This is a genomic window from Nafulsella turpanensis ZLM-10, from assembly GCF_000346615.1.
Classification (GTDB): domain Bacteria; phylum Bacteroidota; class Bacteroidia; order Cytophagales; family Cyclobacteriaceae; genus Nafulsella; species Nafulsella turpanensis.
Window position 1 is genome coordinate 1 of sequence record NZ_ANNU01000050.1, and the last position, 15,869, is coordinate 15,869.

The following is a 15,869-nucleotide window of genomic DNA, read 5'->3' on the forward strand; positions in this document are numbered from 1 at the left end:
CTTAATTCAATTAAAATTCAAAGAAAGCTGTCCTAAGCTTGGGGTCCACTAAATACAATTACCAAGGCTAAGTTTTTTAAATGAATCTGATTTAATAATCTCCTGGCCTTATTAATTTACTATACTCGAGCAAAAGGTTGCTCGAGTATAGTAAATATTCGCTGACCTTATTATACAAACTAATGTTGCTAAATGTATCCAAATTAAGACTCAAGCTGTCCTGCATGCGTGAATCAAGTTTGTTCAATGCATTTATACATAACCTAAAAAGGTACCAGACTTGGTTAATAATAGTTGTTGCAGTAATAGTTTCTATTTTCTATAATGTAATATCTCCTATAGTCTTTAGTTTATTCTCAGAAACCGAGATAAAAACTGAAGGTTTAGAGGGTTTGACTCCTGAACTTACGTTTATCATTGTTGCAGTATTAGGACCAATTGTAGAAACTTTTTTATTTCAATTTCTAGTAATTGAAATAATTAAAATATTTTTCAAGAACAGCCAGTTTTTACCTCTTGCCATTTCCGCAGGTTTATTTGCCTATGCCCATTCTTATTCTGATGTATATATTGTTTTTGCCTTAATTCCGGGCTTTATATTAGCTTTATCATATATTCTTTTTAAAGCAAAAGGTAATAATGCTTTTTTCTTCGTATTTGTAATTCACGCACTTGTCAATACATTCTCTTTTATATTCAATCACTATATACAGAACTGAAGCTTTTGCAAAGACAGTAAGTTCAGCAAACTGAAGCGAAAGGGAAAAAGGAAGAGTTTATGGGAGAACAGAGTCTGTTTATCATGTAAATCATGTAGTTAGAAGGAGATGAGGCCTTAGCTTGCTGACAATTTGCAGAGAACGGGATACTTAATTATATGGGGTACATCCACTGGTTGTTAATATTGCAAGAATATGTTCTCAAATATAAAGCTAGCTTCTAATTCAACGAATTCTTAAATGTTATGCCCACACCACTCTTTCCAAAAGAAATAATTGAGTTTAGCACAGAGCAGCATTTTGCTGAGAACTCTACTACCAGTAAGGTCATTTATATTGCCATTCTGGCCTTTATTATAGGTGCTCTTGTAGCCCTGCCCTTCATTAAGGTAGATGTAAGTGTAAAAAGTGCAGGGATTATCCGCCCTAGCCTGGAAGTAAATAAAGTGGCTGCCCCGGTTTCTGGCAATATCCTCTCTTTAAGTATTACAAATAATGAACCTGTCACCGAAGGACAGGAGCTATTTACAATTTCCTCCCCGGTAGTGGATGAGCAGCTGGCCTACCATCAGAATCGCCTCAACGAACTTGCTGAAATGAAGGCAGATTTAGGTATGTTGATTATTGCAATCCAAAACTCTTCATTTACAGCTATCGGTTCTTTTCAAACGGCAATCTATAGGCAGTCTTTCGAGCAGTTTAAACAACAATTAAATGAAGCTAATAACCGCTATACAAAAGTACAGCGTGCCTTCGAAAGGGATCAGCAGTTATACGAGGCAAAGGTAATTGCAGCGGTGGAGTTTGAAGACAGGAAGTTCGAGCTAAAACAAGCGGCCTCTCAACTTAAATCTATTGCCGAAGAGCAGGCAGGCAGATGGCAGTCGGATCTGTTGCGTTATCGGTTGGAAGCGGAGGATCTGGAAGGAAAACTCAGGCAGCTTTTTAAAGAAAAAGAAAAATATATAGTTAAGGCCCCCATGTCCGGAACGATTCAAAACTTTTCAGGCCTCTACCCCGGAAGTTTTATTGCTGCTAACCAGCCTATTGCTGAAATATCGCCTGACACCAGTTTAATTGTAGAATCCTACATTAGTCCGGCAGACATTGGATTGATTTATTCAGGCATTCCGGCAAAGTTTCAGATAGATGCGTTTGATTATAACCAGTGGGGAATTGTTACAGGAAGAATTATTGATATTTCAAATGATATTCAAGTTGTTGAAAATCAACCGGTTTTTAAAATAAAGTGTGTCCTGGACAAAACCTTTCTTCAACTGAAGAATGGGTACAAAGGAAAGCTCAAAAAAGGCATGACTGTGAAAAGCCGCTTTATTGTAACAGAAAGAAGCCTTTTCCAGCTCCTCTACGATAATGTGGATGACTGGCTGAATCCGGCAAGAGGATAGAAACTAAAGAAGTTCTGCATACGAGAAAGAAAGATAGTTGTGAATGAGAAAGATAAAAATCAAACAACACGATATTACCGATTGCGGTGCCGCCTGCCTTGCTTCTATCGTCGCTCATTATAAATGTAACCTGCCAATTGCCAGAATCAGGCAATTGGCTTCTACCGATAAAAAAGGCACCAATGTGCTGGGGATGATAGAGGCTGCCGGCAAAATCGGCTTTACTGCTAAGGGAGTAAAAGGCACCTTCGACAGCCTTTTTAAGATCCCGACCCCAGCTATTGCTCACATCATAGTCAAAGAAGTGCTGCAGCACTTTGTGGTCATTTACAAGGCCGATAAGAAGTACATCCATGTTATGGATCCGGGGGACGGGAAGATACATAAAATTCTTCACGAGGATTTTAAAAAGCAGTGGACAGGGGTACTGATTTTACTGGCACCGAACGAAACTTTTAAAAAGGGGAACGAAAAGGTATCGGTAGGAAGGCGCTTCTGGTTCCTTATTAAACCACATAAAACTATTATGCTACAGGCACTATTTGGAGCCTGTATCTATACGCTCCTGGGCTTATCCACTGCTATTTATGTGGAGAAAATTGTGGATCACGTATTTATTGGAGGTAACGAAAACCTGCTGAACCTTTTGAGTGTAGTAATGCTCATTTTGCTGCTGATGCAGGTATTCCTGGGGGTAATGAAAACAATCTTCACTCTCAAAACTGGTCAGAAGATTGATGCCCAGTTGATTTTAGGGTATTATAAGCACCTGTTAAAGCTCCCGCAGCAATTCTTTGATACAATGAGGGTGGGGGAGATCATTTCCAGAGTAAATGATGCGGTTAAAATAAGGGCATTTATTAATGATGTATCTATTAACCTGGCAGTAAACGTATCTATCGTTATTTTTTCCTTTGGCCTCATGTTCCTGTATTACTGGAAGCTGGCTCTTATAATGCTGGCGATTATTCCTGTTTACAGCCTCATTTATTACATCACCAACAGGCTCAATAAGAAAACCCAGCGAAGTGTGATGGAGAATGCCGCCGACCTGGAATCTCAGCTGGTCGAATCGCTCAATTCAGTGGGCACGATCAAAAGGTTCGGCCTTGAATCTTTTGCAAATATTAAAACCGAAACACGTTTTATCAAGCTCCTGAAAACCGTTTATACCTCCGGTAAAAATTCAGTTTTCTCATCCAATTCGTCTGAATTTGTTTCCCGGCTCTTTACCATTATCCTGCTTTGGGCGGGCTCTTATTTTGTAATGGAAAGAGAAATTACCCCCGGTGAGCTTTTATCTTTTTATGCCATTATCGGCTATTTTACAGGCCCGGCAAGCAGCCTGATTGGGATGAATAGAACCATACAGGATGCTGTAATAGCCGGTGACCGCCTGTTCGAACTCATGGACCTGGAGCGGGAGTCGGAAGAGAATAAAGTGAAAATGACAAAAGACATGTTGGGCGATATTAAATTTAAAGACGTCAAATTCAGATATGGCTCACGGGCAGATGTTTTCGAATCGCTCAATTTGAAATTACCGAAAGGGAAAATCACTGCTATTGTTGGGGAGAGTGGGTCTGGAAAGACTACCCTGATGTCTTTATTACAAAATATTTATCCCATAAATGGAGGAGATATTTTTATTGGGGATTATTCTACCAAATATATCTCTAACGATAGCCTTAGAGGGCTTGTAAGTGTGGTGCCGCAAAAGATTGACTTATTTGCAGGAAATGTTATTGAAAATATTGCAGTAGGGGAGTTTGAACCGGATGTTAAAAAGATAATAGGGATTTGTACCCAATTGGGGATTATGGAGTTTATCGAAAGCCTTCCGAATGGTTTTAATACCTATTTAGGGGAAAATGGCACCTCCTTATCCGGAGGGCAGAAACAGCGGGTGGCTATTGCCCGGGCTTTATATCAGGAACCGGAAATATTAATTCTCGATGAAGCGACCTCTTCCCTTGATTCCAGCTCTGAGCAATATGTGCAAAAGACTATTAACCTTTTACGTGAGAGAAATAAGACCATTATTTTGATCGCACACCGACTAAGCACCGTGTATAATGCCGATAAAATTTGTGTCTTGGAAAAGGGGAGGTTGGTGGAAGAAGGAAACCATCATGATTTAATCAGACGGAAAGGCATTTACCATAATCTATGGAAGCAACAATTTCCGATGATGGGAGAGTTTACTTTTGAGAAGCAGCTTATCACAGACACCAATGACTTTTCATCTGCGGCTACTCCGAAACTTCCTCAATGAAATACTCCAGCGGTTTGTTGCCTCTTACGAAAATATCAAACAGGAAAGGTGTGGCAGAGGCAGCAAACAAGAAGTACCCCATAAGTACCTCCCATTCTTTAAACCGGATAATAACAACCGGAGCAATCAGCAAAAGCCCTAAAACAAGGATACCTGCCAGCTTCGGCCAGGAAGCATGTTGGCAATAATTGCTAATATGCCTGTTTCTAGCGATAATTTTCCTGAAAAGGGCATTGCGGAAGAGAATATAGTCCATGTTATCATTTCTGAAAGTAAAGGAAACATTCTTGCCTCCTAATACACCCAACACAAGTCTGGAGTTTAATTTTCCGCTTTCGATTCTGAACCACTTCAGATTTTCATAAGAAACCTTTGTATAGGTTTCTACCACCTGAAAATATTCCTCTTCCAGAATAACTGTTCTTCTGTAACAAATCAGTTTATAAAAGTACTTGTAGAGAAAGACCAGGAAAGCTGCCATCAGGCTGAGTACCAGCAAAATGCTTTGGGAATAATAAGCCACGGAAGCATTGATGGAAAATAGCCCGAGCACCAAACATAAAGCCCGAACCTGGGAATATAATTTTAACTCGAATTTCACTTCCGCTAAAGCTTAGCTCACCTCCACAATCTTCGCTCTCCGTGGCACCATACGGCCGAAGGGCTGCAGGTCAAAGCCATTGGCCAGCATTTTCTGGTGGAATTCTTCCACTTTATCCTCTGATACCGCTAGTAAAAGGCCGCCGCTGGTTTGTGGGTCAGCCAGAATACTGCGTTGGTAGTCGCTGATTTCACTGATTTTAGACCCATAGCTGTCCCAGTTGCGCTGCGTACCGCCGGGCATGCTTTTCTGAGCCACATACTCGTCTAAGAAATCGAAGCGAGGTATCTCTTCAAAGTTTATTTCGGCCGACAAACGACTGCCTTCGCACATTTCGGTAAGGTGGCCCAGCAGGCCAAAGCCGGTTACATCGGTGAGGGCGTGCACATAAGGAAAAGTGCCCAGCTTTTCACCAATACGGTTAAGGGTGAGCATCGACTGCCGGGCTTCCGCAAGGTGGGCTTCCTGTACAATGCCTTTCTTTTGGGCGGTGGTAATAATGCCGATGCCCAGTTTCTTGGTCAGGAAGAGGTAATCGCCTTCCTGTGCAGTATCGTTCTTTTTAAGATTACGTATGTCGACAGTTCCGGTGACCGCCAGTCCGAAAATGGGCTCGGGAGAGTCAATGCTGTGGCCGCCTGCCAGCGGAATACCGGCCTCGGCGCAGGCCCTGCGGCTGCCATCCAGGACCTTTGCGGCAACGTAAGAGGGGATTTTGTTTACCGGCCACCCCAGAATAGCAATGGCCATGAGGGGACTGCCGCCCATGGCATATACATCGCTTATGGCATTAACGGAGGCAATACCGCCAAAATCTTCCGGATCGTCCACAATAGGCATAAAAAAGTCGGTGGTGCTGATGGTGGCAGTGCCATTGCCCATATCGTACACGGCGGCATCGTCGTTGGAATGGTTGCCTACGAGCAGCTGCTTAAACTCCTGCTGGTGGGCCTGCTTATTAAGGATTTCGTCGAGTACTGCCGGCGATATTTTACAGCCGCAGCCGGCGCCATGGCTGTATTGAGTTAGTTTGATGTTTTCCATACGTGCTTTAAAATATCTTCCGAAATTGCTTCGGGGTCAAAAAAATCATATGCTGCTTCGTAACAAAGGAGCTCCTTCCGCTTATCGATGCCCTGCTGGTAGGCCTTGTCGTAATACACTAACAGGATGGCGGCCACTTCGGTCAGATTATTTTGCTGCAGGGCCTCCAGGGCTGCTTTGGCATGCTGTCCGCCCAGGCGCTTGCCCAGCTTTTCTATGGCCTCTGCCAGCATTTGGGGCGGAAAATTTCCATACTCCCGTACCAGGCGCTCAATACGTAAAGGCAGGGCCAGCTCCACTCTTACAAGGGGCGCTCTCCGCAGCTGGTTCCAGAGTGGGTGCGGAATGAAAACATTACCGAGGCTGATGGACTCATCTTCGAGCCAGATGGGCCGGCTGATGTCCATCTCCTTCATCTGTAAAAACAGTTCATTCTGAAACTGCTCGGAGCTGGGCTGCTCCTGTTGTCCCATTCCCCCAAAAACTGAACCTTTATGGTGTGCCAGTCCTTCAAGGTCTATTACCTGCTCCCCCTTTTGTTGAAGGTGGTGCAGCAGCTCAGTTTTGCCATTGCCGGTACCGCCGGTTAAAATCAGGAGCGAGAAAGCAGTGCCGAAGAAGTCGAGCAGGTGGTTGCGGTAGCTCTTATAGCCGCCAGTGAGGGTAGCCGCCGGGAGACCTGCCGTATTCAGGAGCCAGCCGAAGCTGCCCGACCGCATGCCTCCGCGCCAGCAATGTACCAGTAGCTGATTTTTAAACGGAAGGGCTTTTGCCTGGCGTACGAAGTCGGCCATTTTGGGGCCAACAATTTCCAGGCCGCGCAAAATGGCTGCCTCCTGCCCCTGTTGCTTATAGAGAGTACCAATTTCTGCCCGCTCTTTATTGCTGAACAGGGGAATGTTACAGGCCCCCGGTATATGTCCGGCCTCGAACTCTGCCGGTGAGCGGACGTCAATAACCGGGTTTCCGGCCTTCCGGAGCTCCAGAAAGTCTGTTATATCGATGGCGGGGCTTTTTTTCACGAACTTAAAGGTACAACAGTTTTGCTGATGTTTCTCTATTAAAAGCTGAGAACTTGGAAGGGCCAAAACTGATTTCTTTCAACAGGAAAGGCTATTTTATTGATTCCGGCACCTGGTAAAAACCCTCCTGATCAAACCCTTTCCGGAGAGGACTGTTCTGTTGATAAAGAGGAGGAAGTAAGGATTTCCTTGCAAAAAACTTTCTTCTGCCCTAGCTTTCAGCAATGGCAATGGTAAGCCACAGCAGTTTTTGCGGCTGTCTTTACTATTTATCAAACTGTTAAATAAGAAGGATTCGTTACATGAAGAACATACAGCTAATTGTATATTTCTGGATAATGCTGGCCGGCATGGCCCACCCACTGGCCGCTCAGGAGAATTTTGCAGCAGATTCTATTCAAACCCCTGAAGAATCTTTTCAGGAGCCGGTTCTGGATCCCGGCCCGGTCTTTGAATTCAGCTTAAAGAAAGACCTTCCTATACTGGCCGGAAGTGGACTGGCAGCTGCGGGAGGTTACCTGCTGATGGAGTCGGTAGATCCATTAACAGAGGCACAGATAGCGGCTCTTGATCCGGCAGATGTAAATGCTTTTGACAGGGGAGCTACCCGCCAGTACCGCGACTCCGATGCCAGGCTGAGTGACATTTTGCTTACCGCCAGCGCCATTGCTCCTTTTTCTGTGCTGGCCTCACGTTCTGTACGGCAGGAGTTTGGGCCGGTTCTCATCATGTATGCCGAAACCGCTGCCATGATTGGCGGACTCACCAGCATCAGTAAGGGCCTTTTTATGCGAAAGCGGCCTTACAGCTACAATCCTAATGTGCCGCTGGGCGATAAGCTTACGCTGGATGCACGACACTCCTTCTTTTCGGGCCATGTGTCTACCTCGGCGGCCTTTTCTTTTTTAACCGCCTACATGGTCGACCGCTATGCAGAGCGGCCAGCATGGAAATGGGTGGCCTGGTCAGGGGCAGTGCTGATACCCGGCACCATCGGCTACTGGCGCTATACTTCAGGCAATCATTTTCCTTCGGATATACTGGTGGGGTTTGTAATGGGGGCTGGCACAGGGCTGCTCATCCCACACCTGCACCGCTACCAGCTGCCGGACGACGTGGCCCTGAATATACAGCCTCTCCCCGGCGGAATGCGGCTGACGCTGAATTTTTAAACTGTTCTTCGTTCCTGTTTACAGCTTTAGCTGATAGCCGAGGGTAATTTCATGCGAGCCCGCGCTGTGGTGGCGGATAGAAGATAGCGTAAAGTCATAAGAATAGGCCAGAGAGTATCTTTCCATAAACTGCAGACCAAACAGTCCGACGATGGCATCCTGTGTGCGATAGGAAATACCTGCCCACAGCTGGTCGTCGAGGGAGGCTCCTCTTCTGTCGTTAAATGTATAGAGGCCGCGTACATTAAAGTCTGCCTGCCAGGGAGCCGCGTTGGTGTACTTTACCAACACCGAAGGACTGACCGTAAACTCTTTATTAACAGCAAAAGAGTAGCCGGTAGAAAGAAAAAGATGGCGGTACAGTTTATTATGTGCTATATTTTCCAGCTCTTCGTAAGAGAATATTTTCCCGCCCAAAGCCTGTAGTAAGGAAACGCCGGCAAAGAATTCTTTTGAATATAAATAATAACCCAGGCTGAGGTCAGGCAAAACAGATGATTTACTTCCACCGCTGGTAACAGGGTCGAGGTGGTTTGAATAGTCTGCCAGGTGAACCTTGTTTACATCGAAGGCATATTGCTGCACCCCGGCTGTAATGCCTAACGAATTGGAAAATTTGCTGCTCAGGGGGAGGTGGTACGCATAAGAGAGTAAAACTCCGGTGCGGTTGTTTGGCCCTGCCTCATCGCTGAATAGATAACCTCCAGCGGCGTGGTAAGCTTTTGAAAGGGAGTAGCTTCTGCGCCCTCCCTGCTGCAGGGAAGCATGCCCGCTCAGGTAATAGGTTTTAGGGGCACCTTCGAAGCCCGTCCACTGATTGCGGTAGCCAGCCTTTAACAGAAGGTCTTTTTGGAGCCCAGTTACGCCAGGGTTCAGCAGGTAATAGTTATTCATGTACTGGCTGTAGAGACTGGTTTGCTGAGCCATGGCTCCACCGGCAAGGCTAAAGAGAAAGAGCAGTAGTATATATTTCTTCATTGTTTCCATTTCATCTTCAATTTAATGAGGCCCAGTTAGCGCATAATGGTGACAGCGCCTTTTAGTGGTTGCTCTGTTTCATTCAGGTAAATGACGAAATAATAGGTGCCATCGGGGAGGCTCTTTCCGTTGTGGGTGCCTTCCCATTCTTTTGCATAGCCGGCAGATTCAAAAACCGGAGCGCCCCAACGGTTATACACCATCACTTTATTTAGTGGGTATAATACTGACAGGTTACGGAGCGCCCAGCGGTCGTTAATACCATCGCCATTAGGGGTAAAGGTGTCCGGAATCTCTATATCAAGAATACTTTCAACGGTAAAGGAAATAGTGTTTTCACAGCCACTTACATCACGGATAGTTAAGGAGTGCGCACCTCCGCTAAGACCCGAGAAGAGGGTATCTTTACCGAATACTCCTCCATCGAGCTGCAGGGTATAGGGGCTGGAGCCTCCTTCAATATTGCTTACTACAATACTTCCATTGGCTTGGTCACCTGTTGCTTTTTTAGTAGTCGAGATAACCGCCGTAAGGCTATCAGGCTGGTTCAGAGTAAAGGGCCCTACGGTAGTTGTGCAGTTGGCCGAGAATTTTACGGTAATTGTATATTCTCCCTGGGGTAGGCTGGTAAAGGAGCTTTCCTTCTGGAAAGTTTGCCCGCCATCGATGCTGTAAGCAGTTTGTCCGGTTTCTCCGGTTGTGATAAGTGCAATTCGGCCATCACTTTCGCCATAGCAGCTTGGGTGGCGAAGCTCACTCAGACCGGTAGCGGTTTCGGGAACAATAACTTCCTGGCTCAGGAGGCATCCATTGGCATCTTTTATGAAGAGGGTATAAGGGCTGCTGCTCAATCCGCTAAAGGTAACGGCAGCCTGGAAATTGGTGCCATCGAGGGAGTAAGTGTAAGGGCTGAGGCCTCCTTCCACTCCAGTAATCGTAAGGGTGCCGTCGCTACCATTACAGCTTACTGGCTCCGTTGTGTAATCGAAGGAGCTAGGTCCTGCAACATCTTCTACCACAATCTTTTTACTGTAGGTACAGCCATTCGTATCTTTTACGGTGGCTGTATAATTTCCGGGGAACAATCCAGTGAAGCTTCCTGAGGTCTGGAAGCTGGTACCGTCGATAGCGTAAGTGTATGGGCTGGTGCCACCACTCACTCCATTGATGGTAACAGTACCATTATTTTCACTACAGGAAGAGGCTGTCGCACTGACGTCCATGATTGTCGGGCCGGCAATATTTGATACAGTAACCGCTTCTGAAAGGGTACAGCCATTCGCATCTTTGAGCATGAGGGTATATTCACCTGCGGGGATACCAGTAAAGGTTGCCGCTTCCTGGAAGTTGGTGCCATCGATACTGTAAGTATAAGGGGCCGTGCCGCCGCTGACATTCGTAACAGCAATTTCGCCATTGCTTTCGCTACAGGTAGAGGACAGGGTACTGAAAGACATTTCAGCCGGGCCTTTTGTATTGTCGAGGGCCACTTCCATACTGGCGGTGCAGCTGTTGGCATCTTTTACCCAAACCGTATAGGTGTCGGCAATTAAGCCATTAAAGGTTTCGGAAGACTGGAAACTGCTGCCATCGATGGAGTAAGTAAAAGGAGCCGTTCCACCAGCAATGTTCCCGATGCTAATGCTGCCATTGGCCTCTCCACAGGTAGAGGCTGTAGGCGTTGCAGTAAAATCTGAAGGACCAGGCTTATCTCCCAATACAACCTGTTCGGCATATATACAGCCGTTGGCATCTTTCACCCGGAGCGTATAGGTACCGGCCATGAGCCCTTCGAAAGCAGGGGTTGTCTGGAAAGTTCCGCCGCCGAGGGCAAAGCTGTAGGCCATGCTTCCGCCTATTACTTCTTCGACGGTGATGGAGCCATTGGCGTTGCTACAGCTGGAAGGCTGCAGGCGGACGATTAAGTCTGTCGGTTCATTTTTTTCAATCCGGAAGGCCGCACTTACGGTACATCCATTGGCATCTTTTGCCCAAAGGGTATAATCGCCCGAGGCTAATCCGCTGAAATAGGAATCACTCTGGAAATTGGTGCCATCGAGGCTGTAGGTATAAGGCATTGTGCCGCCTGTTACGGAAGAGGCATTAACGCTTCCGTTATTATCGGCACAGGTGGCCGGAACTGTGCTCAAGGCAATACTTTCCGGTCCGGCAATATTTTCCACCCCTATTTCCTGCACTACGGTACAGCCATTGGCGTCTTTTACTGTAACAGAATAACTGCCTGCTACCAATTCGTAAAAAGTGCCGGAGGTCTGGAAGTTGCTGCCATCGAGGGAGTAGGTATAAGGACTGATGCCCCCACTGACGGACTGAATGCTGAGCTGGCCATTCGGTTCGCTACAGGTAGCTGCAGTGGCGGTGGTGGTGAAGCTTTCGGGGCCTGCAATGTTCTCAACCCTCATCTCCTCAGCATACGTACAGCCGTTGGCATCTTTCACCCAAACGGAATAATCCCCGGCTGCAATGGCTGAAAAGGTAGCTGTTTTCTGGAAATTAACGCCATCGATACTGTAGGTAAAGGGAGCAGTTCCTCCACTTACGGTATGGATGGTCACTGCTGCATTGCTATTGCCGCAGGTAGAAGGCTGGCTGGAGAAGGTAAGTCCATTGGGAGCCGGATGGTTGATAATCGTATCGCTCTGGATGGTGATACAGCCGTTCGCATCTTTCACCCTTAGCTGGTAAATGCCCTCGGCAAGGCCGCTAAAGCTGGCATTTTCCTGATAGTTGGTACCATCGATACTGAAGGTAAAAGGAGCGGTGCCACCATTAATGTTGCTGATGACAAGCTGACCGTTGCTGTTGCCGCAGCTTTCATCTGTAACAGTTCTGGTAAAATCATCTGCTCCGCCAATGTTGCTGATGTTCTGGTTCAGTACCAGTATACATCCTTTTGCATCTTTGATGGTGAGGGTATAAGAGCCGGCTGCAAGTCCGTTAAAGCTTGTTTCTGCCTGGAAATTACTGCCATCGAGGGAATAAGTATATGGAGCCGTGCCTGCGGTAACTGCCTCTACCGAAATAATTCCGTCATTTAAGCCGCAACTGGCATTTGTGCTGGTAAGTGCCGCAGCGGTAGGGCCGTTGGTAATGATGGTGACAGGGAACTGTTCCGTACAACCATTGGCATCCTTTACCGATAGCAGGTATTCTGCCGGAGCAAGCCCGCTAAAGGTAGCGCCGATCTGGAAGCTGGTTCCATCGATGGAGTAGGTATAGGGAGCTGTGCCGCCTGTTACACCATCTACGGTGAGCGTACCATCGTCGGTAATACAGGAAGATGGCGTGGAAGAGGTGGCGACAGCTGTAGCACCGGACAAATTGTTCAGCACTACTTCTTCGGTATAGCTACAGCCATTGGCGTCCCTTACCGTGAAGGTATACGTTCCTGCCATTAATCCGGAGAAGGTAGGGGAGCTTTGAAAGAGGCTGCCGTTGGCGGAATAGCTATAGGGAGCTGTGCCGCCGCTTATCGAGTGGAGTGTAACAGTTCCATTGGCATCGCCGCAGGTGGAAGGCTCGAGTGTAGCTGAGAAGTCCGCAGGGCCGGCAATATTCGTTACGGTAACAGTTTCCGTAAGCGTACAGCCATTGGCATCCTTTACCATCAGCGAGTAATCACCGGCAGCGATGGCCGTAAAGACCGCTGAGGTTTGGAACGTAGTACCGTCGATACTATAGGTATAGGGAGCCGTGCCGCCACTTACTGAAAGAGCTCTGATTTCGCCATTAGGGTCTCCACAGGTGCCGGGCTGGCTGGTGTGGGTAATGTCTGCCGGGCCGGGGATGTCAGTCATTGTTACCTCTCTGGAAAAGGTACAGCCATTGGCATCTTTTACGGTAAGCTGGTGTTTGCCTGCCAGTAGTCCGCTAAAGGTAGCAGCGGTCTGGAAGGTAGTGCCGTCTTTGCTATAGGTAAAAGGAGCACTTCCACCGCTTACTGAAGTAATATTTACAGTGCCATTGGACTTGCTACAGGTTGAGGGTTCGGTGGTGCTGGAAAAGCTGAATGGCCCCGGAAGGTCTTCGAGCAGGAGTGGCTTGGAAAAGGTACAGCCACGGGCATCTTTTACGGTAAGGGTATAATTGCCACTCATTAGGCCGCTAAAGGTGGAGCCACTCTGAAAAGTGGTGCCATCAATGCTGTAGGTATAAGGGCTGGTGCCGCCTGTTACCCCGCTGATGCTGATTTCGCCACTGGCCTCGCTACAGGTGGAGGGTTTAGTGGTGGTGGTAAGACCAGTAGGCTCACTTTTGGCTACTTTGGCTGAAACGCTCAGGCTACAGCCATTGGCATCCTTCACCCATACTTCATAGGTGCCTGAAGGTAGCTGGTTAAAAGTGGCAGTGGATTGATAGGTAGTACCGCCGAGGCTATAGGAAAAAGGAGCAGTGCCCCCTTGAACAGCTGTTATGGTTATACTTCCGTCGTTATTGTTACAGCTTGCCGGTTGTGTGGAGGCAGTAGCGGCAGTCGGGCCGGCAATATCATTCAGTACCACTTCTTTGCTAAATATACAACCGTTGGCATCTTTTACCATGGTAGTATAGCTGCCGGCAAGGAGGTTGCTAAAGCTGGCTCCGCTCTGGAAAGTGGTTCCATTAATGGAATAGCTGAAGGGAGCGGTGCCTCCGCTAACGCCTTTAATCGTTATTTCCCCATTATTGCCTCCACAGGTGCTGGGAAGAATTGCTGCACTCAAATCCGATGGACCGGCAATATCATCGACAACCACCTGCTTGGCGAAGGTACAGCCGTTGGCATCTTTCACGGTTACAGAATAGCTTTTGGCGAGCAATCCTTCAAAAGTGGTGCTGCTCTGGAAGTTGGTGCCGTCGATGCTATAGGTATACGGGGCAGTGCCGTTGCTAACGGTTGTAACGCTAATACCTCCATTGGCTCTTCCGCAGGAAGAAGGTTTGGTGGTGGCAGAAAGATCGGAAGGTCCGGGAACCTCCCTGATAGAAAGTGTACTTTCGGCTGCACAGCCATTTGCATCTGTAACTTTAACGGTAAAGGTCCCTGCACCTTTATTGAGGATGGTCTGGCTGCTTTCTCCGGTGTTCCATTTGTACTGGTAGGGAGCCTCACCGCCCTGCGGCGTGGCAGAAAGTGAAGTGGTGGCGCCGTCGCATAAAAGGGCGGGAGCGTCGATGGTAACGAAAACGGACTGCAGCATAAGCACAAGCTGGTCGCTTACCGCTGTACAACTGCCATTGCCTGTACTGGTGAGGGTTAGGGTAAGGGAGCCCCGGGCAAATTCTTCTGCCGTAGGAGTGTATTGAGCATTAAGAGTAGTTCTATCCGGCGTAAATGTACCGGCTCCCCCGCTCCATATGCCGCCGCTGGCTCCGATTACGGAGCCGTTTAGCTGAGCCGGTCCGGGCGCACATACCTCCTGGTCAGGACCGGCACTTATTATGAGATCAGAAAAGACAGTAACTGAATCGATAAACTGAGCACAGTCGGGGTAGTTTTCATTCCGCACCTCCAGAAAGTATTCGCCTACTGTTGTGGCAGTATAGGAGGGGGTAGTGGCAAGCAGGCTTCCGCTGGCATCGGTCCAGAGGTAATTATAACCTGAACTCGGGAATTAAGCGGCCAACCTAGCGGGGTTAAATCTAGTCTGCTTATGGTCCAGGAAGGTGTAAGCAGCCAATCCAGAGAAGATATGTACCAGTGCATTGAGCGGATTTCTATGCCTGGAATGGTCAATATCGCAAACGCTCATCAGGATATCATTCACGGCTTCAATGGAGCCTCTTTTCAAGAGGTTAAGCTTATCCTGCATGGTGAGGAGCATGTTTTTCATATTTCTTCTGACTTTGGTGATTAGGTGTATTCCTTTTTCCAGCAGTTCTTCCAGTAAAGAAGTTAAATAGCCTTTATCGCCATAGCATTTGCCTATAAGACCTTTGAAGAGGTAGTTTAGCACCTCTGGATTGTTATCAGCTACATTGGCAGTAGTAATGAGGAAACGCACCAATTCTCCATATTGGTTGGTAACCAGATGCAGCTTTAAGCCATAAAACCAACCCGTAGAGCCTCTTCCTCTTTTAGCTATCTCTTCAAAGACTCTGTTGCTATGGATTCTTCTGTTGTCACAGACGGGCAGTTTCTTTGAATCTACATAATAATGATGGGTCCTTAAGGAAAGACTACAGCGATAATGAGCCAGCAGAAAGATGTGAAAGCAAGCTTGTCTGGCAAGAAAAAGAAACTGCGTATAAGAGACTGCCTTAGGAAAAAAGCTCTTTAACTCTTGCAGCACCAATCTTTTGTAGTAGTACTCGAAACATTTAAATCCAGACAAATGATAAAGCAACAGAATTGTCAATACCTCACTCTCAGAAAGGGAAGGTTTTCTTCCCGCTGCTGATTTCCTCTTTTCAAGTCCCTTAGGAAGTGGATGATGGGCATAAAAGGATTCAACTTCTTTGCAAAAATCATCAATAAAGCAGAACACTTCCACTATCTTAGTAGTATCTATGATAAACATAAGGCTAAAGGTTTAGGTGAAACATGTGGAAATATTTCACCTTCCTTTAGCCTTATTGTTTTTTATATCATGCTGAATTTAAAGTATTTGACCCTCTATTCGTAGAATCAATTCCCGAGTTCAGGTTA

10 protein-coding genes are annotated in these 15,869 nt (G+C 46.9%); 4 read left to right on the forward strand and 6 right to left on the reverse strand.

The features are described from left to right. Positions 1-224 precede the first annotated feature (224 nt). From F752_RS25875 to F752_RS0118215, 3 genes are all read left to right on the forward strand, one after another. Entirely contained in the window at positions 225-719 is a 495-nt protein-coding gene (locus F752_RS25875) for a CPBP family glutamic-type intramembrane protease (RefSeq protein WP_160164137.1), read from the forward strand. 245 nt (positions 720-964) lie between these two features. Continuing rightward, complete coding sequence (locus F752_RS0118210) at positions 965-2,128, forward strand: HlyD family secretion protein (protein WP_017733186.1); 1,164 nt, start codon at positions 965-967, stop codon at positions 2,126-2,128. Between the two features lie 43 nt (positions 2,129-2,171). Beyond that, positions 2,172-4,403 (forward strand): peptidase domain-containing ABC transporter, encoded by a 2,232-nt coding sequence (locus F752_RS0118215; RefSeq protein ID WP_017733187.1) that lies wholly within the window; start codon positions 2,172-2,174, stop codon positions 4,401-4,403. Here the strand turns inward: F752_RS0118215 and F752_RS0118220 are convergent. Genes F752_RS0118220 through mnmH form a run of 3 tightly spaced genes read right to left on the reverse strand, consistent with a single transcriptional unit; the run spans position 4,381 to position 7,070 of the window. Next, positions 4,381-5,004: a hypothetical protein gene (locus F752_RS0118220; protein WP_152425201.1), complete on the reverse strand. Its 624-nt coding sequence runs from the start codon at positions 5,002-5,004 to the stop codon at positions 4,381-4,383. The genes F752_RS0118215 and F752_RS0118220 overlap by 23 nt on opposite strands. A 12-nt stretch (positions 5,005-5,016) precedes the next feature. Then, positions 5,017-6,048, reverse strand: a complete 1,032-nt coding sequence (gene selD, locus F752_RS0118225; RefSeq protein WP_017733189.1) for a selenide, water dikinase SelD — start codon at positions 6,046-6,048, stop codon at positions 5,017-5,019. Further along, a complete protein-coding gene (gene mnmH / locus F752_RS0118230; protein ID WP_040664859.1) occupies positions 6,030-7,070 on the reverse strand; it encodes a tRNA 2-selenouridine(34) synthase MnmH in 1,041 nt (346 codons plus the stop codon). Before mnmH ends, selD begins: the two co-directional genes overlap by 19 nt. A 302-nt stretch (positions 7,071-7,372) precedes the next feature. Here mnmH and F752_RS24545 point away from each other — a divergent pair, with 302 nt between their 5' ends. Beyond that, the gene (locus F752_RS24545; RefSeq protein ID WP_017733192.1) at positions 7,373-8,242 is read left to right on the forward strand and encodes a phosphatase PAP2 family protein; all 870 of its coding nucleotides are present in this window, start codon (positions 7,373-7,375) and stop codon (positions 8,240-8,242) included. Positions 8,243-8,260: 18 nt separating this feature from the next. On the opposite strand, the gene F752_RS0118240 is transcribed toward F752_RS24545, so the two are convergent. From F752_RS0118240 to F752_RS0118250, 3 genes are all read right to left on the reverse strand, one after another. Beyond that, positions 8,261-9,220: a PorP/SprF family type IX secretion system membrane protein gene (locus F752_RS0118240; RefSeq protein ID WP_152425202.1), complete on the reverse strand. Its 960-nt coding sequence runs from the start codon at positions 9,218-9,220 to the stop codon at positions 8,261-8,263. Positions 9,221-9,255: 35 nt separating this feature from the next. Next, entirely contained in the window at positions 9,256-14,730 is a 5,475-nt protein-coding gene (locus F752_RS0118245; RefSeq protein ID WP_017733194.1) for a T9SS type B sorting domain-containing protein, read from the reverse strand. Positions 14,731-14,835: 105 nt separating this feature from the next. After that, on the reverse strand, positions 14,836-15,741 hold the full coding sequence (locus F752_RS0118250; RefSeq protein ID WP_017733195.1) for an IS982 family transposase: 906 nt from the start codon (positions 15,739-15,741) through the stop codon (positions 14,836-14,838). Positions 15,742-15,869 lie beyond the last annotated feature (128 nt).